Origin of the sequence: Thalassobacillus devorans MSP14 (assembly GCF_000496835.1) — a bacterium.
GTDB classification, from domain to species: domain Bacteria; phylum Bacillota; class Bacilli; order Bacillales; family Halobacillaceae; genus Thalassobacillus; species Thalassobacillus devorans_B.
Genome location: NZ_KI543237.1, coordinates 328,364 through 352,447, shown reverse-complemented (window position 1 = coordinate 352,447; position 24,084 = coordinate 328,364). Strand labels below are relative to the sequence as shown.

At 45.6% G+C, this 24,084-nt stretch carries 21 protein-coding genes; 20 read left to right on the top strand and 1 reads right to left on the bottom strand.

Annotation, left to right across the window (positions count from 1 at the left end; genetic code table 11):
- The first annotated feature begins 2 nt into the window (after positions 1–2).
- From P855_RS0112195 to P855_RS20865, 20 genes are all read left to right on the top strand, one after another.
- Positions 3–518 carry a EutP/PduV family microcompartment system protein gene (locus P855_RS0112195; protein WP_028783840.1) on the top strand — a complete coding sequence of 172 codons (516 nt, stop codon included), beginning with the start codon at positions 3–5 and terminating at the stop codon, positions 516–518.
- A gap of 136 nt (positions 519–654) precedes the next feature.
- Positions 655–2,082, top strand: coding sequence for an ethanolamine ammonia-lyase reactivating factor EutA (locus tag P855_RS0112190; protein ID WP_028783839.1), 1,428 nt, complete (start codon positions 655–657; stop codon positions 2,080–2,082).
- An 18-nt stretch (positions 2,083–2,100) separates the two neighbouring features.
- Entirely contained in the window at positions 2,101–3,465 is a 1,365-nt protein-coding gene (locus P855_RS0112185) for an ethanolamine ammonia-lyase subunit EutB (protein ID WP_028783838.1), read from the top strand.
- 12 nt (positions 3,466–3,477) lie between these two features.
- Positions 3,478–4,446 carry an ethanolamine ammonia-lyase subunit EutC gene (gene eutC / locus P855_RS0112180; protein ID WP_028783837.1) on the top strand — a complete coding sequence of 323 codons (969 nt, stop codon included), beginning with the start codon at positions 3,478–3,480 and terminating at the stop codon, positions 4,444–4,446.
- Positions 4,447–4,457: 11 nt separating this feature from the next.
- Entirely contained in the window at positions 4,458–5,111 is a 654-nt protein-coding gene (eutL, locus tag P855_RS0112175) for an ethanolamine utilization microcompartment protein EutL (RefSeq protein ID WP_028783836.1), read from the top strand.
- A gap of 27 nt (positions 5,112–5,138) precedes the next feature.
- Positions 5,139–6,659: an acetaldehyde dehydrogenase (acetylating) gene (locus P855_RS0112170; protein WP_028783835.1), complete on the top strand. Its 1,521-nt coding sequence runs from the start codon at positions 5,139–5,141 to the stop codon at positions 6,657–6,659.
- 19 nt (positions 6,660–6,678) lie between these two features.
- Positions 6,679–6,969, top strand: coding sequence for a BMC domain-containing protein (locus tag P855_RS0112165; protein WP_028783834.1), 291 nt, complete (start codon positions 6,679–6,681; stop codon positions 6,967–6,969).
- A 41-nt stretch (positions 6,970–7,010) separates the two neighbouring features.
- Complete coding sequence (pduL, locus tag P855_RS0112160) at positions 7,011–7,670, top strand: phosphate propanoyltransferase (RefSeq protein ID WP_028783833.1); 660 nt, start codon at positions 7,011–7,013, stop codon at positions 7,668–7,670.
- Positions 7,663–8,316, top strand: a complete 654-nt coding sequence (locus P855_RS0112155) for a hypothetical protein (protein WP_028783832.1) — start codon at positions 7,663–7,665, stop codon at positions 8,314–8,316. The genes pduL and P855_RS0112155 overlap by 8 nt, the downstream gene beginning before the upstream one ends.
- Positions 8,313–8,597 (top strand): EutN/CcmL family microcompartment protein, encoded by a 285-nt coding sequence (locus P855_RS0112150; protein WP_028783831.1) that lies wholly within the window; start codon positions 8,313–8,315, stop codon positions 8,595–8,597. The genes P855_RS0112155 and P855_RS0112150 overlap by 4 nt, the downstream gene beginning before the upstream one ends.
- Complete coding sequence (locus tag P855_RS22710) at positions 8,590–8,991, top strand: BMC domain-containing protein (protein WP_028783830.1); 402 nt, start codon at positions 8,590–8,592, stop codon at positions 8,989–8,991. The genes P855_RS0112150 and P855_RS22710 overlap by 8 nt, the downstream gene beginning before the upstream one ends.
- 32 nt (positions 8,992–9,023) lie before the next feature.
- Positions 9,024–9,959: a malate dehydrogenase gene (gene mdh / locus P855_RS0112140; protein WP_028783829.1), complete on the top strand. Its 936-nt coding sequence runs from the start codon at positions 9,024–9,026 to the stop codon at positions 9,957–9,959.
- A 248-nt stretch (positions 9,960–10,207) separates the two neighbouring features.
- Entirely contained in the window at positions 10,208–11,359 is a 1,152-nt protein-coding gene (locus tag P855_RS0112135; protein ID WP_235062643.1) for an anhydro-N-acetylmuramic acid kinase, read from the top strand.
- A gap of 19 nt (positions 11,360–11,378) precedes the next feature.
- Positions 11,379–12,461 (top strand): serine hydrolase domain-containing protein, encoded by a 1,083-nt coding sequence (locus P855_RS0112130; protein ID WP_028783827.1) that lies wholly within the window; start codon positions 11,379–11,381, stop codon positions 12,459–12,461.
- A complete protein-coding gene (locus tag P855_RS20870) occupies positions 12,458–14,017 on the top strand; it encodes an ABC transporter substrate-binding protein (RefSeq protein WP_051353194.1) in 1,560 nt (519 codons plus the stop codon). The genes P855_RS0112130 and P855_RS20870 overlap by 4 nt, the downstream gene beginning before the upstream one ends.
- A gap of 64 nt (positions 14,018–14,081) precedes the next feature.
- The gene (locus P855_RS0112120; protein ID WP_028783826.1) at positions 14,082–15,026 is read left to right on the top strand and encodes an ABC transporter permease; all 945 of its coding nucleotides are present in this window, start codon (positions 14,082–14,084) and stop codon (positions 15,024–15,026) included.
- 20 nt (positions 15,027–15,046) lie between these two features.
- Complete coding sequence (locus P855_RS0112115) at positions 15,047–15,874, top strand: ABC transporter permease (protein WP_028783825.1); 828 nt, start codon at positions 15,047–15,049, stop codon at positions 15,872–15,874.
- A 16-nt stretch (positions 15,875–15,890) separates the two neighbouring features.
- The gene (locus P855_RS0112110; protein ID WP_028783824.1) at positions 15,891–16,874 is read left to right on the top strand and encodes an ABC transporter ATP-binding protein; all 984 of its coding nucleotides are present in this window, start codon (positions 15,891–15,893) and stop codon (positions 16,872–16,874) included.
- Positions 16,867–17,838 (top strand): ABC transporter ATP-binding protein, encoded by a 972-nt coding sequence (locus tag P855_RS0112105; protein ID WP_028783823.1) that lies wholly within the window; start codon positions 16,867–16,869, stop codon positions 17,836–17,838. The genes P855_RS0112110 and P855_RS0112105 overlap by 8 nt, the downstream gene beginning before the upstream one ends.
- 234 nt (positions 17,839–18,072) lie before the next feature.
- Positions 18,073–22,761, top strand: a complete 4,689-nt coding sequence (locus P855_RS20865) for a 5'-nucleotidase C-terminal domain-containing protein (RefSeq protein ID WP_051353193.1) — start codon at positions 18,073–18,075, stop codon at positions 22,759–22,761.
- Between the two features lie 158 nt (positions 22,762–22,919).
- Here the strand turns inward: P855_RS20865 and P855_RS20860 are convergent, their stop codons facing one another.
- Positions 22,920–23,870, bottom strand: coding sequence for a nuclease-related domain-containing protein (locus P855_RS20860; protein ID WP_037986035.1), 951 nt, complete (start codon positions 23,868–23,870; stop codon positions 22,920–22,922).
- Positions 23,871–24,084: the final 214 nt, after the last annotated feature.

The following is a 24,084-nucleotide window of genomic DNA, read 5'->3' as shown; positions in this document are numbered from 1 at the left end:
TTATGGCAAAGAAAAACCGGGCGATGATGGTAGGTTCCATCGGTGCTGGTAAATCGACGCTGACGAAAGCATTGCTTGGTCGTACGAACGATGCAGTAAAGACTCAGTCGCTGATTTATGACGACTGGATTGTCGATACCCCCGGTGAATATACCGAAAATCCTATGTATTATAAAAATATCATGGCAACGTCGCTTGAAGTAACTCATGTGCTATTTATCCAGGATGCGACGAAGAAAAAGACCATTTTCCCACCCGGATTCAGTACAGGAATCAATAAATTGCCGATCGGGGTTGTGACAAAAGCCGATGTGGAATCAGCCGACATCCCAAAAGCAATTGAGAAGCTGAAGCGGGTAATCCCAAAAGGGCCGATTGTGATTACTTCTGCAGAAGAAGGAAGGGGCCTGGAGATCATAAGGCAACTCGTCCAATATAACAGCCTGAAAGAGATGCGGATGTATGTCGAAAAGCAGCTGGATGATCATGTCATTTTTAATGAAAGCCTTTACAAATAATCATTTATCCGCTACCATTTTGAATAGATAGAATTTTTAAAAAAAGAATAATAACAGGCAAAGGCGCCTTATACAGCTATCCAGCCGGATAGTTCGTATGAGGTGCCTTTTTATTTTGGAAAGGAGGCGGGTGCATATGGATCACAATAAAAAAGAAGAAATATTGAGTGCCGGCATCGATATCGGCACAAGTACCACAAAACTGGTAATCAGTAAATTTTCGCTAATGAATACTGCCGGCGGCACCCATATGCCTCGCATTGAAATTATAGATAAAGAAGTCATTCATAAAAGCCCGATATTCCGTACTCCGCTCGCATCAGGTAATGAAATCGATATGCCTGAAGTAGAAAAGCTCGTGCTTTCTCAATATGAGGAAGCAGGCGTGCAATCATCCGATATTAAAACCGGGGCTGTCATCATTACCGGAGAAACGGCGACAAAATCGAACGCGGAAGAAATGATCAACCATTTATCCGCCCATGCCGGTGACTTTCTCGTTGCGACTGCAGGCCCTGATTTAGAAAGTATCATCGCAGCCCGCGGATCAGGCGCTTATGACTATTCCAAAAAGACGAACAAAACGATCGCCAATATCGACATTGGAGGCGGGACTGCAAATATCGCTGTTTACCGATACGGAGAGCTGCTTGGAACCTGTACCCTTCACATCGGCGGCAAGCTTATTGAAATGAAGGCAGGGATGATCGATTATATTGCTCCTTCCGTTAAAAAGATGGCGAAACAGTTGGGTGCACCTGTTCAGGAAGGTGACCGTTTTGAAGAAGCGACTGTGAAACCACTGACGGATTATATGGCAGGGACGATAGCTGCCATGTTGAAAAATCAGCTGAATGAGTCGGAGCCTTTACTGTTAGGACACCAACCGGGCTGGGAGTACCCGATCGACGTTATGATGTTCTCCGGTGGTGTTTCAGAATGTATCTATCACGAAGCCAACTGCGAGGCGACAGATATGTATGACGATATCGGTGTTTTGTTAGCGAAATCCCTGACCGAACATCCTGACTTAGCCAACTGGGAATGGATCGAACCTACGGAAACCGTCCGGGCAACTGTGTTAGGGGCAGGGACGCAAACGACAGAAATAAGCGGAGCGACGATTCAGGTAGATGAGGATACCCTTCCGCTCCGGAACCTCCCAGTCTACCGGATTCCTTTTGACGGGGGATTCGATGAACAGCTGGTGCGGCTGCCACAGCTGATAGAAGAGGCGGTTGAAATCTATGATCCTGCGAAAGAGGGGCAGAACTTTGCGCTCTATTTAGCAGATCTTCCCCTGCTGGGATTCAAGCAAATGCAAAGTCTCGCAGATACTTTAGTCACAGCGGTCCGGAAGAAACCGAAACAGCAGCCGGCCGTCATCGTGTTGGAACGGGACTTAGCTAAGTCGCTCGGACAGGCCATCCGGATTCAACACCCTGACCAGCAGGCGGTCTGTATCGACCAAATCTATGTCGAACACGGCGACTATCTTGATATTGGAAAGGTACTGCAATCGGGCGTTGTACCGGTTGTCATCAAAACACTGACGTTTCATTAACAGAAAGGAGGCAGTCTGGTGAAGTTATCTACTACCCATTTAGGACATACCTATCAATTCCAATCTCTCAAAAGTCTTCTGGCGAAAGCGAATGAAGAAAAGTCAGGGGACAGGCTGGCAGGCATTGCAGCTGAAAGCGTCCAGGAGCGGATCGCCGCTAAGGAGATCCTTTCTGAATTGACGCTTAAAGATATCCGTGATCATCCGCTTCTCCCACCGGAAGAGGACGAAGTATCCTGGGTCATCGAATCGCAAGTGAATGAAAAAATCTATGATGCTATCAAAAACTGGTCCGTGGCCGAGTTACGGGAATATATTCTCGCCAACGAAACAACCGGAGAGGATCTGAAGCGGATCAGCCGGGGACTGAACAGTGAGATGATTGCTGGTGTCGCAAAAATCATGTCTGATCTCGATTTGATTTTTGCGGCAAATAAAATAGAAGTTTTAACGAAATGCAACATCACCATCGGCCAAAAAGGCACGTTGTCATCACGACTACAGCCTAACCATCCCACCGATAGCGTGGAAGGGATGATCGCTTCCCTGAAAGAAGGCCTCTCCTATGGCATCGGCGATGCGGTCATCGGCATCAATCCGGTGGAGGAGTCGGTGGAAAGTGTGAAGCGGATGCTCCATGCCACCCACGATTTTATCGAGGAATGGAAAGTACCGACCCAAAACTGCGTACTGGCGCACGTGACCGCTCAGATGAAGGCGATCGAACAGGGAGCTCCTGCCGATATGATTTTCCAGAGTATCGCCGGGACAGAAACAGCCAACCGCTCCTTCGGCATCGATGCCAAAATTCTCGAGGAAGCGAATGAACTGGCCAAAACACAAGGGACTGGAACAGGCCCGCAGCGGCTGTATTTTGAAACCGGGCAAGGTTCGGAGTTATCGGCGGAAGCTCACCATGACATCGATCAGATGACACTGGAATCCAGGAACTATGGATTTGCCCGCTACTATGATCCATTCATCGTCAACACGGTCGTCGGCTTCATTGGACCTGAGTACCTATATAACAATAAACAAGTGCTGCGCGCAGGTCTTGAAGATCATTTTATGGGAAAAATGCACTTGATTCCGATGGGCGTCGATATCTGCTATACCAACCATACGAAAGCGGACCAGAACGACATGGAAGATCTGGGTGTGCTTCTCACGACAGCTGGTGTCAACTTCATCATCGCGACCCCGATGGGGGATGACTGTATGCTGAATTACCAGTCGATGAGCTACCATGACGTCGCAACATTACGACAAACATTCAATAAACGGCCTTCGCCGCTATTTGATAAGTGGCTCGAGCAGATGGGGATTCTAGAAAACGGTATGCTTACCAGCCGCGCAGGCGACCCGACACTTTTTACCCGATAGGAGGTGGGAACGATGGACCAAGCGATGATTGAAAAAATCACTGAAATCGTCGTCTCGAAATTGAACGACCAACCCGAAGAAAAAACATCTTCACAGGAAGGGGTGAAGGTCTGGGACTATAACTCGGAAAAACCGAATGTGACCCAGGTTTCTAATGGTTCTCGCCAAGCAGAAGAAGCAGAAGGAAAGGCGAAAATCTCCACCTTCCATACTCCGGAAAAGCAGATAGACAATAAGGAAACCAAGGCGCCAAAGCAGCAACCCGATAAGGAAGTTTGGGATGATTTAAAGCAGCTGACCAATAAGACACCGGCAAGAATCGGAGTCGGGAGAGCAGGGCCCCGTCCAAAAACGAATACATGGCTGCAATTCCGCTATGATCATGCGGCAGCAGTGGATGCTGTCTTCGGAAAAGTTGATGAGAGTCTGCTGGAGGACCTTGATTTGTTCACCGTCAAAACAAAAGTTACCGATAAAGAGTCCTACATCCGGCGACCTGATTATGGACGAAGGCTTTCGGATGAAGCAAAAAAGGAAATCGAAGGACGATGCCGGCACGCGCCCCAGGTACAGATCATCGTCTCTGATGGATTAAGCTCGAAAGCGATTGATGAAAACCTGGAAGATGTCTACTTATCCTTGCAGCAATCGTTGAAGAGCCTCGGACTTGATGTCGGCACCCCGTTTTTCATTGAAAAGGGTCGAGTGGCCATCATGGATGATGTCGGCGAAATGTTGAAGCCGGAAGTGATCGTGCTGCTGGTAGGAGAACGGCCGGGACTGGTCAGTGCCGAATCGATGAGTGCCTACCTTTGCTATAAGCCGAGGCTCGATACGATCGAATCGGACCGGATGGTCGTCTCCAATATCCATCGTGGCGGCATCCCGCCAGTAGAAGCAGGAGCCTATCTCGGAAGTGTGATTGAGAAAATTTTAGACTATGAAGCCAGTGGCGTAGAACTTGTCAAAAAGGAAGGATAGGAGGGAAGACATTGAGATTGGAACCGATTTATGCAGATATCCTTGCCATCCGCATCATCCCGAATGTTGATCCTATGCTTGCCAGGCAGTTGAATCTTAACGAAAATCACCGGAGTCTTGCGATGTTCACGATATCGATGGATGACGTAGGAGTCACGGCTCTCGATGAAGCGACCAAGCGGGCAGACGTCGAAGCCGTTTACGCCCAGTCCTTTTATGCCGGAGCCGACCATGCATCAGGTCCGTTATCGGGAGAGTTTATCGGAATTTTGGCCGGGCCGAATCCGGATGAAGTAAAAAGCGGCATCGAGGCTGTCGAGCAGGTGGCTGAAAGTGAAGCGTACTTTGAAGCGATTGATGAAGCGAAAACCCATGCTTTATATGCCCATGTGATATCAAGGACTGGAACCTATTTATCCAAGGAAGCAGGAATTGAACCTGGCGAAGCACTTGCTTATCTGATTGCTCCGCCCTTAGAAGCATCCTACGGGATTGATGCTGCCATGAAGGCGGCCGATGTGACACTGGCAGCCTTTTATGGACCGCCAACGGAAACGAACTTTGGCGGCGGGCTGCTGACGGGAAGTCAGTCTTCCTGCCAGGCAGCAGCCGATGCATTCCGGGATGCGGTGCTGGAAGTAGCAGCCAATCCGAAGGGGTATTGATTTTTGAAAAGAAAGGAGTTGAGTGTGATGGAGTTTGATCAGGATTTACAATCGATTCAGCAAATGCGCGAAGCTGTCCGGCGGGCAGATGAAGCGCAGAAAAAATATGAAACGTTTACCCAGGAACAGGTCGACCGCATTGTGAAAAGCGTCGCTGACGCCGCTTACCGGGAATCACAGCGGCTGGCGGAAATGGCAGTTGAAGAGACCGGGATGGGCGTAGTGGAACACAAACTCATCAAGAACCAGGTCGGTTCCCGGGATGTCTATGAATCGATCAAAGATAAAAAAACAGTCGGAGTCATTCATGAAGATAAACAGAATCAGCTTACGGAATTCGCCTATCCTTACGGCGTGGTAGCTGCCATTATTCCTACCACCAACCCGACTTCAACCGCATTTTTTAAAACACTGATCGCATTGAAGACACGTAATGCCATCGTCGTCAGCCCCCATCCATCAGCGAAAAAGTGTACCGTGGAGGCTATGAAAGTTTGTAAGGAGGCGGCAATCGCTGCAGGTGCTCCGGAAGGCATTATAGGATGGATCTCACAGCCGTCGATGCCGGCAACGACAGAGCTGATGCATCACCGGGACGTTGATTTGATTTTAGCGACAGGAGGCGGAGGGCTGGTAAGAGCAGCCTATAGTTCCGGTAAACCGGCTTATGGAGTCGGGCCTGGAAACGTGCCGGTTTATATGGAGAAATCCTGTAACGTCAAAGAGGCAGCCAGAATGATTGTCGATAGTAAAACCTTTGATAACGGCACAATCTGTGCTACCGAGCAGGCGATCGTCGTTGATCAGAATATCAAAGAAATGACGATTCGGGAGTTGAAAAACAACGGAGCTTATTTCCTAAACCCGGAAGAAAAGAAGAAAATGGAGGATGTCATTTCTCCGATCCGGGGGAAACTGAATCCAAAAATCGTCGGGCGTCCTGCTGTCAAAATTGCAGAGATGGCTGGGATAGAGGTGCCGGGCGATACGAGGTTGTTGATTGCAGAAGAAGATCAAATCGGAAAAAAGGTTCCTTTTTCCATCGAAAAATTATCTGCGATTTTCGCCTTATATACTTCCAAAGACATCAGTGAAGCGAAGGAAATCTGCCGCGACCTGCTGGATTTGGGAGGAAGAGGGCACACCTTATCGCTTCACACGAATGACGATCAGGTCGCCAGGATGTTCGGCCAGGAAATGCCGGTTTCCCGGTTGGTCGTCAATACAATGTCGAGTATCGGTGCTGTGGGAGCAACTACCGCTCTGAAAGCCTCAATGACGTTAGGCTGCGGATCTTATGGTGGAAACATTACTTCTGATAATATTACTGCCAAACATCTGCTGAACATCAAGCGTCTGGCTTACGGCATCAAGGATGTGGAGATTCCGAAGCCGTCTAAGACCTATGACCGGCGTGAGAAAAGCTCAGAGGAAAAGCCGGATATCGAAATGATTGTCTCCAAGGTTATGAAAAAAGTAGATAGCAAGCAGGTCGATACGAAAACCGTATCTGCCATTGTTGATAGAGTCATCAAACAATACCAATAAAAATTAGGAGGAATTTAAAATGGCACTTAATGGCGCATTAGGAATGATCGAGACAAAAGGTTTAGTAGCATCGGTGGAAGCAGCAGACGCAATGGTAAAGGCAGCGAATGTCAACCTGGTAGGAAAAGTCCATGTTGGAGGCGGAATCGTGACTATTCTTGTAAGCGGTGATGTCGGGGCAGTAAAAGCAGCGACGGAATCGGGAAGTGCGGCTGCTCAGCGTGTTGGCGAATTGATGTCCGTCCATGTCATCCCTCGCCCTCATAATGAATTGGACAGCATTCTTCCAAAAGTCGAACTAGATAAATAAGTCTTTATCACCAGGTTCGAAGGGAAAGGAAGGTCTGAGGAATGGAGCGATATGATGTAGAACGAATCGTTGATGAGGTGATGACACAGCTTCAAGGAAACAACAAAAACAAGGCGGAGATTCCAATTGGGGTTTCCGCCAGACATTGTCATTTAAAACAGGAAGACCTGGAGCAGTTGTTCGGTTCCGGATATGAACTGACAAAAAAAGCAGATCTATCCCAGCCGGGCCAGTTTGCAGCCAATGAAACGGTCACGATTGTCGGGCCGAAAGGAAGTATCGAAAAGGTGAGGATCCTTGGACCGGCACGTAAATTGACACAGGTTGAAGTGAGCCAGACAGACGCTTTCAAACTTGGATTGAAACCACCAATCCGGGAATCTGGCAATATTCAAGGCTCCTCCCCTGTTACACTCGTCGGGCCAAGAGGAAGCATCTATATTAATGAAGGGTTAATCATCGCCCAGGCTCATATCCACATGGCTCCTGATGATGCGGAGAAATATGGAGTAGATAACGGTGACTATGTAAAAATGCGAATGGATAGTGAAAAAAGACCGCTCACGTTTGAAAATATTCTGATCCGTGTCTCGTCGAGATATAAACTCGAAATGCATATCGATACCGACGAAGCCAACGCAGCTTCGGTAAGAACAGGAGATACGGCTACATTGATAAAAGCTGGTCATGCCTATGATTGACAGACAGATGGTTGAAGAAATTGTTGTCGAAGTGCTGAAACGGCATATGGGTGAAGTAGAAGGCGGCAAGCCGAAGCTTTCAGTAATATCCGCAGCAGCGGTAGATGAACAGACAATCAAGGTTTTAGAACGTCATTGGAAGCCGGTTGTCATGGATCCATCAGATAACGATGTTCAGGAGAATGCAGATCAGGCAGTTTTTTTACAGGTTGACCAGGATCTCCTGGTGAAAAGTGCCACAGGGATAACGGATACAGATGAAAGCCGCTTGTTTGCTGAATTGATGCTACAAGGATCCGATATCCATTTTGTTTTACACGATAAGTTGAGGTGGATAGCCAGTAATAGCGAGAAAGCTCCGAACATCAACGCCCGTTATAAAGAAATGCTTATTGGCTATTATGAAAAATTACTGGATTATGGGGTTTCTTTTACAGAAGTAGACCAACTGGGGCAAGGTAAAATTGAGAATAGAGACGACTGGATTTTCAAAGAAAAACTGCTGACCCAGACGATATTGGAAAAATGGCAAGATAGAGTGATACATGTGTCCACACATACGATCGTTACCCCATTAGCAAGGGACACGGCAAGAGAACGTAACATCAAAATTATTGAATATGAGGCAGAGGAGGTCGGCACATGATTGTAGGAGAAGTGGTCGGTAATATTTGGGCAACACGGAAAGAAGATGGTCTCACCGGCTTGAAGTTCCTGGTTGTCCAGCCTGAGGCATCCCTGTCGGCTTCCCGGCCATCCAATTTCATCGCCGTCGATCGGATTGGAGCGGGGGTCGGTGACAAAGTCATGGTAACCAGAGGCAGTGCCGCTTCCTATATGGATGAAAATAAAACATTGCCGATTGATGCGTTGATTATAGGCATCATTGATGCTGTCGAGGTAGAAAGAGGTGAAGGAAATGGCTAAAGCTTTAGGAATGGTTGAAACAAGAGGGCTGATTGGGTCCATTGAAGCTGCAGATGTGATGGTAAAGTCAGCGAATGTGTCATTAGTTAACCAGGAAAAAATTGATGCAGCATTAGTGACGGTATTTGTAGAAGGCGATGTGGGAGCTGTCCAGGCTGCTGTTGATGCGGGAAAAGACGCAGCCCAGCGTGTCGGTGAACTTGTTTCTTACTATGTCATCCCGCATCCTGATGATGCAACCAGGGAAGTTTTAAAGAAAAAGGAACCACAAAAAGAAGCAAAGCCGCCTGTAGTACCGCCTCAAGCGGCAAAGAAACCGGCAGGACGCAGGAAAACCACCAAGAAAAACAATGCTGAAGAAACTCTGGAATCTGATACAGATAAGGAAGCCTGATTGTATAAAACACCTATGATGGAGGTTGGATCATGGCGTTTAAACGAAGGAAATTCGCAGTCATCGGTGCGGGTTTTACTGGTACCACAGCCGCTCTGATGATTGCTCAAAAAGAACTTGGGGATGTTGTGTTAGTCGATATTCCCTCAATGAAATACCCGACAAAAGGAAAAGCATTGGATATGCTTGAGGCAAGTCCTGTACAGAAATTTGATTCCACTATTACGGGAACGGCTGATTATAAAGATATCGAGGACGCCGACATGGTTATCATCACTGCCGGCATCCCACGTAAACCGGGAATGAGCAGGGACGACCTTGTCGCGACCAATGCGAAAATCATGAAAGAGGTCTCGGAAAACATCGTCCGTTACGCCCCGGATAGTTATATTCTGGTGTTAAGTAACCCCGTCGATGCGATGACATATGTCTGTTATAAGACGACAGGGTTTCCAAAGAACAGGGTCATCGGACAATCTGGCGTCCTTGATACAGCCCGTTTCAATACCTTTGTAGCCCAGGAGCTAGGCGTTTCCGTCGAAGATGTATCCGGTTTTGTCTTAGGCGGCCACGGAGACAGCATGGTTCCGTTAGTCCGCTACTCTTACGCCGGCGGAATCCCGCTGGAAAAACTCATTCCTGAAGACAGGCTGGAAGCCATCGTCGAGCGGACCAGGAAAGGCGGCGGTGAAATAGTCAACCTGCTCGGACAGGGCAGTGCCTACTATGCCCCGGCGGCATCATTGGTGCAAATGGCGGAAGCAATCGTCAAGGATAAGAAGCGGATTCTCCCTTCCATCGCTTACCTCGAAGGCGAATATGGCTATGAAAATATTTATCTTGGTGTACCTACTATTTTGGGGGGCCATGGCATCGAAAGCGTCATCGAGCTTCCGTTGACGCAAAAGGAAAAAGAAGCTCTCGACAGTTCAGCCGGAGCAGTAAAAGAAGTGTTAGCTCTTGTATAAGGAAACGCACCTATGGGATGTCCTGGGTGCGTTTTTTGATGGGGGATCACTCCCCTGACTAGGATCGCGTTCTCGCGGAAATATATGAGCTGTTAAACTGCCCTAATGATTAAGCGTGATGGTTTGTAATAATACTACATGAATTATATTGATTAATGTAACTTTATTTTGTATAATCAACCTAAGTAAAATTCTGAAAAATTTGATATTTCATGGGGAGGTGTAGGTGAATCAAACAGGTAATCGAAGTGATAAGTAAATCGCCAAAATTGGCTGTAGGCCTGATGTCAGGAACATCACTGGACGGAATTGATGCTGCATTAGTCGAGATACATAACCATGGAAAAAAGACTTCCGTTCGTTTGCGGGCCTTTGAAAGTATCGCTTTTTCTGTAAAAGAAACAGAAGAAATTTTGGCTCTGTGTCACCCCTCCACATCGACCGTGGACAAAATCTGTAAGGCCAATATAACGCTTGGTGAAAAATTTGCAGAGGCAGCAAAAGTGGTGACGAAAAACGCAGGCCTCACCATGCAAGAGGTTGATTTTGTAAGCTCACATGGACAAACCATCTTTCATATGCCAGAACAATCTGCGACTTTGCAAATTGGAGAGCTGGCTGTGATTGCAGAGAAGACCGGCTGTATTACCATCGGTGATTATCGCCCTTCTGATATGGCAGCTGGCGGCCAGGGGGCCCCGCTGGTTCCCTATGTGGATGACCTGTTATTCCGGGATGAAAAAACAGGCAGAATTCTCGTGAACATCGGGGGTATCAGCAACTTGACCGTACTGGCTGCAGGTGATGCCACCTGGGACGTCATGGCGATGGATACTGGCCCGGGAAATGTATTGATTGACGCTTTTGTCCGGATTGGTACCAATGGCGAACAGAAATATGATGATGCCGGGAAACTGGCTCAAGCTGGCAAAGTCGATGAAGATTGGCTGGAAGAGATTTTTAAAGCAGACAGTTATATGAAGCAGGGACTCCCGAAAACAACTGGACGAGAGCTGTATACCTGGGAATTAGCGAAACGATTATGGGAAGCGGGCAGTGAGCGGAATTTATCCTTTGAGGATAAGGTTGCCACGATTACGGCTTTTACTGTCAAAGCCATCGCTTACCATATTCAAACGTTTGTTGATACTGCTTACGCAACCGAGGAAGTGATAGTAGCTGGGGGAGGTGTCCATAATTCTGCAATTCTGGAAGGATTGGATGCGGTTTTATCACAGAAGGTGATTCGCATGGAAGATGTCGGGTTCTCAAGTGATGCGAAGGAAGCCATTACATTTGCGATACTTGGGAATGAGTTTCTGCATGGTTCAGCGAATAATCTACCAAGTGCTACCGGGGCTGAAAAGCCAGTTGTGATGGGAAAACTGGTGCTGCCATGACGCTGAAGGGGGTGCATAAATGAATGAAGGTCTAGCAAGAAAACTGCTCCAGGCTGAAGTGCCAGGGTCGGTTTGCCTGGTCATGAGACAGGGTGAGGTTGTTTTTCATGAAGCTTTTGGTTCGGCAGTACGTGAGCCTGTACCAGTTGCGATGGAGAAGGATACTGTTTTTGATATTGCTTCACTGACGAAAATCGTCACGAGCACGCTTATCCTGAAACTGGTGAGTGAACAATCGTTTACACTATCTGCCAAAGTAGATGAGCTGCTGCCGGAAGTGGCTGGATCGAAAACGTTAAGAGAACGACTGTCTGGTGTGTCTGTTCAAGACTTGTTGAGCCATAGTTCGGGACTGCCGGCCTGGTACCCATTTTATACGCGTAGGGAAGAAGGTTTTTTCACGATTCTAGCCGATGTCCTGACCGAGTATCCAAAGGAAAATAGCACGGTCTACAGTGATCTGAATTTCATGCTGCTTGGTAAGATTATCGAAACGGAAACCTCTCTATCTCTGAATGAGGCTGTCGAGCATTATCTATCCAAACCTTTAGGATTACGTACCCTTTTTTATAACCCTCTACATACACCGAAGGATAGAATAGCAGCGACAGAGTACGGCAATCAAATCGAGCAGGGGATGTGCCGGGAACGAGAACTGACTTTTGATGAATGGCGTCCTTTCTACCAGCCCATTCACCGCCAGGTCAATGATGGTAACAGTTTTTACTATTTCGATGGTGTGGCTGGGCATGCGGGATTATTTGCCAATGCAGAAGATGTCGCTAAACTCGGACAACTTTATTTGAATGAAGGAGTGTGGCATGGCGAGCAGTGGATAGATAAAAGTGTCATCCAGGCTGCCAAACAGGATTACGGAGGCGCCAGAGGATTAGGATGGCAATTTGCACCAATGTTCCCTGAAGGCTATGGACACACAGGTTTTACCGGGACATCCTTATGGGTTTCTGATAGCCATCAGTTGATTACGGTGCTGCTGACGAACCGTTTGCACATGGAAAATCCTAAAGCATTGAATGAGTTACGACAAAATGTGCATCAGAAAATTATGAAAGCGTTTTATAAAAAGGAGGCAAACAAATGAAGAAAAATTGGATGGTTTTATTGATGGGGATTGTCTTGGCGACACTTTTATTAAGTGCCTGTTCCAATGAAGGTACCAGCAATGAAGCAGATGCAGATGGTGGAAGTGGTGAAGCTGCCGCTGAACAGGTTTTGAAAATAGGGAATGATCAGGAGCCTGCCGGGCTTGATCCGCATAAAGTCCCTGCGCATTCGTCGATTCGTATTTATGAAAAAATTTATGACAGCTTATTGACGTTTGATGAAGACATGAAAGTACAGCCGGAACTGGCAGAGAAGTGGGAACAGCCGGATGAAACTACCTACGTGTTCACACTGCGAGAAGGCGTCAAGTTTCATAATGGCCGGGAAATGACAGCCGAAGATGTGAAATACAGCTTTGAGCGGATCATGGACGAAGAGACAGCTTCTATCGCTAAATCCTATTTTGACAAAGTTGAATCTATTGAAGTGGTCAGTCCTACAGAAATCAAATTTACGCTTTCTGAGCCATACGCTCCTTTCCTTTCTTATGTTGCAAGTACGAATGCAGCGATTGTGGCGAAAGAAGTGGTAGAAGAAAATGGTGACTTGAATCAGGTCGCTGTCGGAACAGGACCATTTAAATTAGATGAATGGCTTCCTGACAACCATGTCAAACTATCGAAAAACGAAGATTACTATAAAGAAGGCCAGCCGAAATTGGATGGTGTCACTTATTTGACGATGAAGGATGAATCAGCACGACTTGCTGCTATCCGTACGGGAGAGGTACATGTCACTACGTTATCTTCTCAGTCAATTCCACTTGCGGAGAAAAGTGACGGGGTGGAAATCAAAAGCTATCAATCTACGGAATATAGCTATGTCGGATTCAATGTAAATAAAGAGCCGTTCAATGATGTGAAAGTACGACAGGCAATCAGCCTTGCTGTTGATCGTAAGGAAGTTGCTGATGTCGTCTGGAAGGGAGATGCCGTTTTATCAGGTCCTATCCCGGAATCCATGGGGCAATGGGCCATCGACGTCACTCAGGAAGAACTTTACCAGCAAAACATCGAAAAAGCGAAGGAATTGTTAGCAGAGGCAGGCTATGAAGATGGTTTTGAAACCGTCATTTCCACGGCTTCTACTTACCCTGATATGGTCGACACCGCTCAGCTGTTGCAACAGCAATTAGAAGCAATCGGCATCAAGGCAGAAATCAGACAGCTGGAATGGGGTCAATACATTGATACCTGGACAAACGGAGATCACGAAATGCTGGTCGGACGTAACAGTTCAGGATCGGACCCGGATCGCTCAATCGGCTTCTTCTTCTCCACAGAAGGATCAGCCAACGTCTGGGGATTCTCGGATGAAAAAATTGATCAGCTAGCCGAAGAAGGCCGCACAACGATCGACCCTGAGAAACGCGTAGAGATTTATAATGAAGCGCAAAAGCGTGTCATTGAGCAGTCGCCAAACTTGTTCTTAGTCTCTCCGGAAAAGTTTTTCATTGTACGTGATAGTGTGGATAATTATTCACCAACGGCTAATGAGCCTGAGAATTTCAACGATGTCGTCATCATGGAATAAAATCACAGGGCAGAGAGCGATTTCTGCCCTTTTTTCATCACTTTGATAAAGGTGTGAAGCCCTCATGTTTGCTTATATCTTACGACGATTACTCATGTTGATACCTGTGTTATTCGGTATCTCTGTATTCATCTTTTTGATTATGAAAATGATCCCTGGTGACGTAGTCAGTACGATCCTTGGAACGGAAGCAACGGATGAAGCCAGAAGGCAATTAGAAAAACAATTCGGTCTGAACCTTCCAATCTACCAGCAGTACCTGCAGTGGATGGGAGGCGTGCTTACAGGGGATTTTGGTGTGTCATTACGAACAGGGAAACCGATATTGGGTGATATCATCAGCCGCTTCGGATTGACTTTAGAATTGACGATGTTATCTGCATTCATTTCCTGGATCATCGCTATTCCACTCGGAATTGTAGCCGCCTTGAAAAGGAATACCAGCACAGACTTCGGGGTCCGGATCATTTCTCTGCTTGGCGTTTCAGTACCAAACTTTGCTTTGGCTACGTTGCTGTTACTGGTATTATCGCTGGCGTTTTCCTATTATCCGCCAGCTGGTTATGTTTCGTTATTCGAAGACCCTATGAAGAACCTGCAGATGATGATTTTGCCGGCATTTGTGTTAGGTACGGCGATGGCTGGAGCGGTTATGCGGATGACCCGGTCTTCGATTTTAGAAGTGCTGCGTCAGGATTTCATCCGGACGATTCGTGCCAAGGGTGCAAGTGAGCGGATTGTCATTTTTAATCATGCATTGAAAAACGCGATGATTCCTATTTTGACGATTATCGGTATGCAAATCGGTACGTTGCTTGGTGGTACAGTAATTATTGAACAAATTTTTTCTTTACCAGGATTAGGTCAGATGGTTTTGACAGCGATCAACCAGCGTGACTATCCCGTTGTTCAGGGAGCTGTCCTGTTCATAGCGACCGTTTTTGTGCTTATCAATCTCTTGGTTGATATTCTTTATTCGTATTTGGATCCGAGAATTACATATAAATAATTGATTTCGGAGTGGTAACTATGAAAGAAATCATGGCTAGATTAAAGAAAGATAAGGTTGGAATTGTTGGGGTCATTGGAGTAGGGCTTGTGCTATTGCTTGGTCTTTTTGGTCCGTGGCTTTCCCCGCATGATTCGACAGAAATGTATAAAGAGCATATGTTGGAAGGTCCGAGTGCAACTTATTGGTTCGGTACGGATGAATTCGGCAGGGATATTTTCAGCCGGGTTGTAGAAGGGGCGAGGGTCTCTTTGTATGTAGGGCTGATTTCTGTGGGAATTGGTGCTTCGTTAGGGTTTGTGTTCGGATTGATTGCCGGCTTCTTTCAGAACTGGGTAGATAATCTGATCATGCGAATCATGGATATATTGTTCGCTTTCCCGGATATTCTACTTGCTCTGACCATTGTGGCAGTACTGGGACCTAATTTAGAAAATACCATGATTGCCATCGGGATTGTTTTTACGCCTGTATTTACGCGTACGGTGCGTGCAGCTGTCATTGCAGTCAAGGAAATGGAGTTCATCATTAGCGCAAAAGCAATCGGGGTCAAAACGCACAAGGTCATATTCCGGCACGTGTCACCGAATGTGCTGGCCCCATTTATCGTTCAAAGTACATTAGCACTGTCTGGAGCGATTTTGACAGAAGCCGCCTTAAGTTTCCTGGGTCTTGGCATCCAGCCTCCAAATCCTTCGTGGGGTGCGATGTTGAATGAGAGCCGCCAGTATATGGAGATTGCTCCGTGGATCGCGATATTCCCGGCATTGTTCATCATTGTCACGATTTTCTGTTTCAATCTGCTTGGAGATAGTTTACGAGATTTATTGGATCCAAAATTGAAATAGAGAGGAGGCAGTCAGGATGGAACCTATTTTACAAATCAAGGACTTGCAAATCGATGTGAAAATGGATGAAGAGGTACTGAATGTCGTTAAAAATATCAACTTAGAAATAGGAAAAAGGGAGATTTATGGCATTGTCGGGGAATCCGGCAGCGGGAAAAGTCTAACTTCGTTAGCTATTATGGGGTTGCTTGCAAGTCCCCCCTTACAAGTCTCCAAAGGGGAGATTGTATTTGAAGAGGAAAAGGACTTATTGAAATTATCTCCGAAAGAGTTACGAAAAATCCGCGGCAATAAAATCTCGATGATTTTCCAGGAACCAATGTCCGCGCTCGATCCTCTGTTTACTATCGAAGATCAATTGATGGAATCACTAAAGTTCCATACGAAGCTATCAAAAAAAGAAATGAAACGGGCGTGTGTGAAAATCATAGAAAGGGTAGGTATCCCACGCCCTGAGCAGATCATGAAAGAGTATCCGCATCAGTTATCCGGGGGAATGCGGCAGCGCATTATGATTGCCATTGCCATGTTATGCAATCCAAAACTATTGATTGCTGATGAGCCGACAACGGCGCTCGATGTAACCATTCAAGCACAAATTTTGGAATTGATGAAAGAGCTCCGGGATGACTTCGAAACGTCCATCCTTATGATTACACATGACTTAGGAGTGATAGCCGAGACCTGCCAGCGAGTGGCCGTTATGTACGCCGGTGAAATCGTAGAGGAGACCGATGTCGTCAGCCTGTTTCACCGACCGAAGCACCCCTATACAAAAGGTTTGTTGAAATCGATGGTAGGGGACCGTTCAGATGCATTGTACTCCATTCCTGGAAAAGTGCCCTCGGTGGAACAGATGCCGACAGGATGCAGGTTTGTGACACGCTGCCCGGAAGCGATGGATATATGTGCAAGAGTGTCGCCTGATGACTTGGAAGTAGCGGAAAACCATCGCTGCAAATGTTGGATTTACCAGGAGGAGATGGCAAACCATGTCTGAGACATTACTCAAAGTAGAATCGTTAGAAAAATTTTTTCCCGTCAAAGCTGGCGTTTTTAAGCGGACGAAAGGATATGTAAAAGCAGTCAACGATGTAAGTTTCGAAGTGAAAGCTAAAGAAACCCTGTCCTTAGTTGGCGAAAGTGGCTGTGGGAAGTCCACCTTAGGCAGAAGTATCTTACGTATTTTGGAACCGACAGGTGGGAAAGTGTTATTCAACGATAAAAATATCCTTGATTATTCCAAACAGGATTTAAGAAAAATGCGGCGCGATATGCAACTGGTTTTCCAGGATCCATATAGTTCTTTAAATCCTCGAATGACAGTAAGAGAGTTAGTGTCCGAGCCTTTATACACCCACTTTTCCATCAGTAAGGTGGAGGCTAATCAGCGGGTGGATGAGATTTTGGAGAAAGTAGGACTGCCTTTAGAGCATTCAAAACGCTACCCCCATCAATTCAGTGGTGGACAACGGCAGCGAATCAGTATTGCCAGGGCGCTTGTATTGAAGCCGAAACTCGTTGTCGCGGATGAACCAGTTTCAGCTTTGGATGTTTCCATCCAGGCTCAGATTTTGAAGCTGCTAGTCGATTTACAGGAAGAATTTGACTTAACGTATCTGTTCATCTCCCATGATTTGAACGTAGTCAAACATATCAGCGACCGAGTCGGCGTCATGTATCTCGGAAAAATAATGGAACTTGCTGATACCGAGGCCTTATATCAGGACCCGCTCCACCCCTATACGAAAGCTTTATTATCAGCCGTGCCAACATCCGATCCCCTTGTAAAAAAAGAACGGATCATACTGAAGGGAGATGTTCCAAGTCCAACTGACCCGCCAAGTGGATGTCCATTCCATCAACGGTGCCCGCTAGCAGAGGAGCAATGCCGAAATGTGCTGCCTGAATTTGTTGAAGTGAGACCGGAACACTGGGTGGCCTGTCATTTAGTAGAAGAATAAAATAACAAAAAAGCCCGTCCTTAGTGACGGACTTTTTTAATGGGAAAATGAGCGATGTTGCAATAAAATTCCAAGTACTGCAGGTGAAAACTCCTAATTAAAGTTATGTCTTAAGTCATAGGGAAATGTAATCGTTTTCAATAAAAAATGTCACAATTATACTCTTATTGTCAGAATTTCTTTATAATGGTAGTGCTAGATGTATGACTACTAATCTATATGGAGGGTATGCAGATGCAAAAAGTCTTGCGTAATCGGATTCAAGCTTTGAGTTTGATTGCTGTATTGCTGCTCGGAACGTTTGTGGCTCCGGTTCAGCCGGTCCAAGCGGATGAGCACATGGACGATTTGATTATTTCTGAATATGTAGAGGGGAGCAGTAATAATAAAGCACTCGAACTCTACAATGGAACAGGCAGTGACATAGATTTATCGGAGTATAAATTGGAGTTGTATTCTAATGGAAATGTAAATACACAATCCACCCTTACTCCTGAAGGAACATTAGCCAGTGGCGAAGTATTAGTTATTGTTGACAGCCAGGCTGGCGAAGAGCTAAAAGCTAAAGCAGATGTGACCCATAGTGTCACTGGGTTTAATGGCAATGACGCGCTTGTCTTGAAAAAACAGGAAGACATTGTGGATTCATTTGGGCAGGTTGGCAACGATGCCGATTATGCGAAAGACGTCACACTTGTCCGCAATACCGATGTGACAAGCGGAGATACTAATCCAAACGATGCATTTGATGCTAGTGCTGAATGGGTTGGTTACGCCAAAGATACTTTTAATTATCTTGGTTCCTATGAAATGCCAGAGGTTGAGCCTGTCGAACTACAAACCATCGAAGATGCTCGCCAGGCTGAAGAAGGTGCACAGGTAAAAGTGAAAGGTATCGCAACTGCAGCCTTTGAAGCAGGCGGACAAACGAACCTTTACATACAAGATGATACAGCAGGAATCATTGTCCGCGCACCAGGATTGAATATACAGCCTGGAGATGAAGTAGAAGCACAAGGTGAATTTTCTTCTTATTATGGCATGCAGCAGATTCTTGCTTCTTCAGCTACAGTTGAAGTAGTTACTGAAGGTGCAGGTGTACCGGATGCACAATCTGTGCAGTCTACCGATTTTTCAGCGGAAAATGGAGAAGCGATCGAAGGTGAATTTGTTTCTGCTGAAAATGTGGAAATCACAGACGTAAATGACCACGGAGAATTTACAGCGACAGATGAGAATGGAAGTTTCTTGATTCAGCCGCAAGATGAAGACCTTTTAAAAGTCGGAGAATCCTACGAAGTTGTTCAAGGTGTCGTTGATTACAGCTATGGCAACTATAAGCTTCTTTCTCGTTCTGGGGACGATGTTATTGATGTTGTTTTCTCTGTAAAAGCAAACCCTGCTTCCGGCTCCGTTTTTGAAGGTACAGAAGTAGAATTGAAGACTTACGAACAAGGCGCAGAAATCTATTATACTATCGACGGTTCAGAGCCTACTACTGATAGTATGCTTTATGACGAAGCAATCGAAATTACAGAAGATACGACAATCAAAGCAATAGCTGCCCGTGACAACGGGGAAACCAGTGAAGTGGCAACTTTTGAATACAGTGTTTTGAAGCCTGCCGATGAGGCCGAAATTCATGACATCCAGGGTGCCGGCCACACGTCACCATATGAAGGCAATGCTGTAGCAGGTGTCGAAGGTGTAGTGACAAAGCTTGAGGGTAATAAAGGTTTTTACATGCAAAGTGTGAATCCTGATGATGACATTGCTACATCCGAAGGTATTTATGTATATGAGCGCAGTCATGACGTTGAAGTAGGCGACTTGGTTGCGGTTGATGGAACTGTGAAAGAATGGCGTGAAGATGGTTATTCCGATGCGAATGACTTATTGACTACTCAAATCACAGGCTCCGGGGTGACAGTAGTAGACTCTGGTGTAGAACTTCCTGAACCGGTTGTAATTGGTGAAGATCGTACCCAGCCAACTGAAGTAATCGAAGATGATGCAATGACTTCCTTTGAACCAGCAACAGATGGCCTTGATTTCTACGAAAGCCTGGAAGGTATGCAAGTCCAGCTAAATGATGCTTCTGTTACTGGTCCGATTAAGTATGATGAACTTCCAGTATTCGTCGAAACTAGTGAAGATCAACTTCGTACAGATGCTGGCGGATTATTGATTTCTCCAGATGACTATAATCCGGAGCGTGTGCTGGTTGATGTGGATGGAATTGATTTGACAGCTAAGACTGGCGACTATTTTGTTGAACCAATTACAGGTGTTGTAAGTTATGACTACAGTAACTTCAAAATCCGTCCGACAGGTGATTTCCCTGAAATCCAGGACGGCGGTACCGAGCCTGATAGCACTGAGTTGAAAGGTTTGAAGCCGAAGTTGACTGTAGCAAGCTATAACGTAGAGAATTTCCACGCTGGTACAGACCAGGAAAAAGTGGAACGTATTGCTGAAACCATGGTTGAAAACTTGAACTCCCCAGATATTATCGGACTTGTCGAAGTACAGGACAACAATGGGCCGGAAGACGACGGTACCGTAGATGCTTCGGAAAGCTATCAAACGTTAATTGAAGCAATTGAAGCGGCTGGCGGACCAAGCTACGAGTTTTCTGATATTGCTCCAGAAGACAAAGAGGATGGTGGTCAGCCAGGAGGGAATATCCGTGTCGGTTTCCTTTATAACCCTGACCGTGTATCGATGACAGACAAGCCGGCTGGCGATGCAACAACTGCAGTTGATGTAGATGATAACGGTTTGACTTTGAATCCAGGGCGCATCGATCCGACAAATGATGCATTCTATGATTCTCGTAAAGTTCTTGCCGGAGAATTTATGTTCAATGGCGAAAAAGTGACAGTTATCGCCAATCACTTCAATTCCAAAGGCGGTGACGGAGCACTATTCGGTTCTGAGCACCCAGTTGTACTTGGAAGTGAAGAGCAGCGTCTGCAGCAGGCGAAAGTCGTAAATGACTTTGTAGAGGAAATTAAAGTAGAAGATCCTAATGCTAACGTGGTCGTCCTAGGAGACTTGAATGACTTTGAATTCTCAGCACCAGTTCAAACGTTGAAAGGCGATGACCTTACCAACATGATTCAAGAGCTTCCGCGCGAAGAACGTTACACGTATATCTATCAAGGAAATTCTCAGGTGCTTGATCACATTCTAGTCAGCAACAACCTGGCACACCGCACAAAAGTCGATATCGTAAATATCAACGCTGATTTCTCCGTTGAAGATGGACGCGCAAGTGACCACGATCCAGTTGTGGTACAGATCCATCCGAAGAAAACGGTAGGTGAGAAAAAAGGTAAAGGTAATAACAATCCCCCTGGAAAAGGGAAAGACAAAAAGCCAGGCAAAGATAATAAGTATGAATTATCTTTGATGCACACCAATGATACACATGGAAATCTGGATGAAATAGCAAAAACAGCAACAGCTATCGAAAATTATCGTAGTGAAAATCCAGAATCCTTATTGTTGAGTGCAGGAGATGTATTCTCCGGTACCCTATATTTTAATGAGTTCCTTGGACAGGCAGACCTGGAATTTATGAACTACTTTGAGTATGATGCCATGACTTTCGGTAACCATGAATTCGACCTCGGCTCCAACGAAGAAGGTCACCAGGCGTTGGCTGACTTTGTGGAAAATGCTGAATTCCCGTTTGTTGCTGCAAACGTAGACTTCTCAAATGATGAGTTGTTCGATGGCAAGTTCCAGGAAAGTGTTGTAACTTCAACTCCGGAAGATGGAAATATTTATAGTGGCATTATTAAGAACATTGATGGAGAAAAGGTTGGTATCTTCGGTATGACAACAGAAGAAACTACTGACATCTCCAGCCCAGAAGATGTAACGTTTAAAGACTACATCGAAGAAGCAGAAGAAATGGTCGATGCTTTTGAAGATAAGGGTGTTAACAAAATTATTGCACTGACACACCTGGGTCTCGATGATAATGCAGCTTATGATAATGACCTTACGCTGGCTGAATCAGTAGATGGAATTGATATCATTGTCGGTGGACATACACATAGTGAGCTGCTCGAACCTCGCTTTGTTGAAGCCGGCGAAGAGCCGACAGTGATTGTCCAGTCTGGGGAATATAATGATAACCTTGGTACCTTAGATGTGACCTTTAATAAAAAAGGTAAAGTAACCCAATACGAAGGTGAATTAGTCGCCATTGGTGATTTAAAAGAAGACCCGGAAGTAAAAGAAATGCTTGCGCCATACGCTGAGCAAGTGGAAGCTGTGAAGAATGAATCTATTGGCGCTACAGCTGAGGTTTACTTAAACGGGGAACGTGAATTTGTCCGTACACAAGAAACAAACCTTGGCAACTTGATTGCAGATGGCATGCTTGCTAAAGCTAAATCCGTTAATCCGGAAACTGCAATCGCTGTAACCAACGGTGGCGGTATCCGTACCTCCATCGATACAGGTGACATCACTGTAGGTGAAGTGTTGACCGTTATGCCGTTTGGTAACTCCCTGTCGATTATGAACCTGACTGGTTCTGAAATTCTTGAAGCACTGGAGCACAGTGTCAGCCAGGCGCCAAACACAAGCGGAGGATTCCTGCAGGTTGCCGGTATGAAATTTGAATACGATAGCAGCAAGCCGGCAGGCGAACGCGTAGTAAGTGTAGAAATCGAACAGGAAGACGGTTCGTATGTACCGTTGAACGAAGAAGAATACTACTACGTTGCTACTAACGCTTTTACTGCTAAAGGCGGCGATGGGTATGATGTATTTGCCCAGGCTTTTGAAGAAAACCGTGTCAGCGAACCTGGATTTATCGACTATGAAATGTTCATTGATCATGTTACTTCTTTGGAGACCGTTGCCCCTGAAGTAGAAGGACGCATTGTAGATGTTAACCAATAATTAATGAAAATAAGCTGAGCGCTCTCAAAATAGGCGCTCGGCTTTTTTCAATGCAACTAAACGTGCGGTCTTTACCTGAAATTGTGCGAGTGGAAAGTATAAGTGTGCAACTTACTTAAATAAGTGTGCAACTTATGCTGCTAAACGTGCATCCTATTTTATTCCTCCTTTAAAACATACTTTACATTTCTTCCTTGGCCGGTAGATTCATAGTTCTGCAGCATCCGAAGAACGACAAATCGTGATGGGACTTCTAAAAAGGTGCAAGCTTCTCTATTAGATATCGTAGAAGCGATTAATAAGGCATATTCAGAAAGTGCCTGGTTGTGTGCTGTATCTGATGTGAAGGTGCATTGGGGGCAGTACCATTTGCCATATTGGCGTTTCATTGCGAGGATATTACATTTCGGGCAGGCGACACCGCTCAATAATTCCGAATGGGCTATATCATAGCGGTGCAAGATGTTTTGAACAGGATCCTGATGCCCAGTCATTAAAGTTTGTGAGATAACTTCTAAAGGCAGCGGAGGCTTATCCTTATGCTTTTCTAATAACTCATGTATTCGGTAAGGAAGATAGTCACGTTTAACAATTTTGTTGATATTGGAGGGGTGATCGCTGGTGGATTTAATTACAGAGCGATCATTCGCCATTACTACTAAGGATTCTATATCGATGGAGATATGGAGGTGATGATAAAGCCAGTTACTTAATTGATATTGTTGTCGTCTTACTTGCAATAGCGGATCGGAAAATGCTTCTTCCATATTTTCTTTTTTTCTAATTACCTGATGGAATAAACCATCAAACGTTACAGTACCAGTATAATTTTTAACTTCTAAAATGATAGCAAGATTGGGGGTTAGCAGGAGGATGTCAATTTGGAAATAGTGTTTACCATCGTGTAGGCGCAGATTGTGGAAGACCATCATATCAGATTGAAGAAATGATAAGGGGAAGTCGAGGGATTTTTCACCATTGTAGCCTGCTTCATAGCGTTTAAGCTGCTCCGTAATTAAAGTCATTTTTGGATGATGAAACGGAAGTCTTCGAGTAAGCGCGCGGAGCTTCTTGATTTCTTCAGGGAGCTTTCGGGGTTTAATGATCAATATATCACTTCCTAAATGCTGTTTTGTTTTATTATACCTGTTTTAAAGATCGCAGGGTAGATTTATGTGTGCTACTTTTTAATGTAATCGTGCAAGTTGGAGAGATAAACGTGCGAGCTGTGCTACTAATCGTGCGCCAGCAACCTATAAACGTGCGACTGCAACGCATAATTGTGCAACCTCGATCAATACACATAAAAACCACCGCAGAAGC

What these genes read in the sequence shown, in the direction of transcription:
- P855_RS0112195 (WP_028783840.1), top strand. Translation starts at nt 3, where the DNA reads ATGGCAAAGAAAAACCGGGCGATGATGGTAGGTTCCATCGGTGCTGGT.
- P855_RS0112190 (WP_028783839.1), top strand. Translation starts at nt 655, where the DNA reads ATGGATCACAATAAAAAAGAAGAAATATTGAGTGCCGGCATCGATATC.
- eutC (WP_028783837.1), top strand. Translation starts at nt 3,478, where the DNA reads ATGGACCAAGCGATGATTGAAAAAATCACTGAAATCGTCGTCTCGAAA.
- P855_RS0112170 (WP_028783835.1), top strand. Translation starts at nt 5,139, where the DNA reads ATGGAGTTTGATCAGGATTTACAATCGATTCAGCAAATGCGCGAAGCT.
- P855_RS0112165 (WP_028783834.1), top strand. Translation starts at nt 6,679, where the DNA reads ATGGCACTTAATGGCGCATTAGGAATGATCGAGACAAAAGGTTTAGTA.
- pduL (WP_028783833.1), top strand. Translation starts at nt 7,011, where the DNA reads ATGGAGCGATATGATGTAGAACGAATCGTTGATGAGGTGATGACACAG.
- P855_RS0112155 (WP_028783832.1), top strand. Translation starts at nt 7,663, where the DNA reads ATGATTGACAGACAGATGGTTGAAGAAATTGTTGTCGAAGTGCTGAAA.
- P855_RS0112150 (WP_028783831.1), top strand. Translation starts at nt 8,313, where the DNA reads ATGATTGTAGGAGAAGTGGTCGGTAATATTTGGGCAACACGGAAAGAA.
- P855_RS22710 (WP_028783830.1), top strand. Translation starts at nt 8,590, where the DNA reads ATGGCTAAAGCTTTAGGAATGGTTGAAACAAGAGGGCTGATTGGGTCC.
- mdh (WP_028783829.1), top strand. Translation starts at nt 9,024, where the DNA reads ATGGCGTTTAAACGAAGGAAATTCGCAGTCATCGGTGCGGGTTTTACT.
- P855_RS0112130 (WP_028783827.1), top strand. Translation starts at nt 11,379, where the DNA reads ATGAATGAAGGTCTAGCAAGAAAACTGCTCCAGGCTGAAGTGCCAGGG.
- P855_RS20870 (WP_051353194.1), top strand. Translation starts at nt 12,458, where the DNA reads ATGAAGAAAAATTGGATGGTTTTATTGATGGGGATTGTCTTGGCGACA.
- P855_RS0112120 (WP_028783826.1), top strand. Translation starts at nt 14,082, where the DNA reads ATGTTTGCTTATATCTTACGACGATTACTCATGTTGATACCTGTGTTA.
- P855_RS0112115 (WP_028783825.1), top strand. Translation starts at nt 15,047, where the DNA reads ATGAAAGAAATCATGGCTAGATTAAAGAAAGATAAGGTTGGAATTGTT.
- P855_RS0112110 (WP_028783824.1), top strand. Translation starts at nt 15,891, where the DNA reads ATGGAACCTATTTTACAAATCAAGGACTTGCAAATCGATGTGAAAATG.
- P855_RS0112105 (WP_028783823.1), top strand. Translation starts at nt 16,867, where the DNA reads ATGTCTGAGACATTACTCAAAGTAGAATCGTTAGAAAAATTTTTTCCC.
- P855_RS20865 (WP_051353193.1), top strand. Translation starts at nt 18,073, where the DNA reads ATGCAAAAAGTCTTGCGTAATCGGATTCAAGCTTTGAGTTTGATTGCT.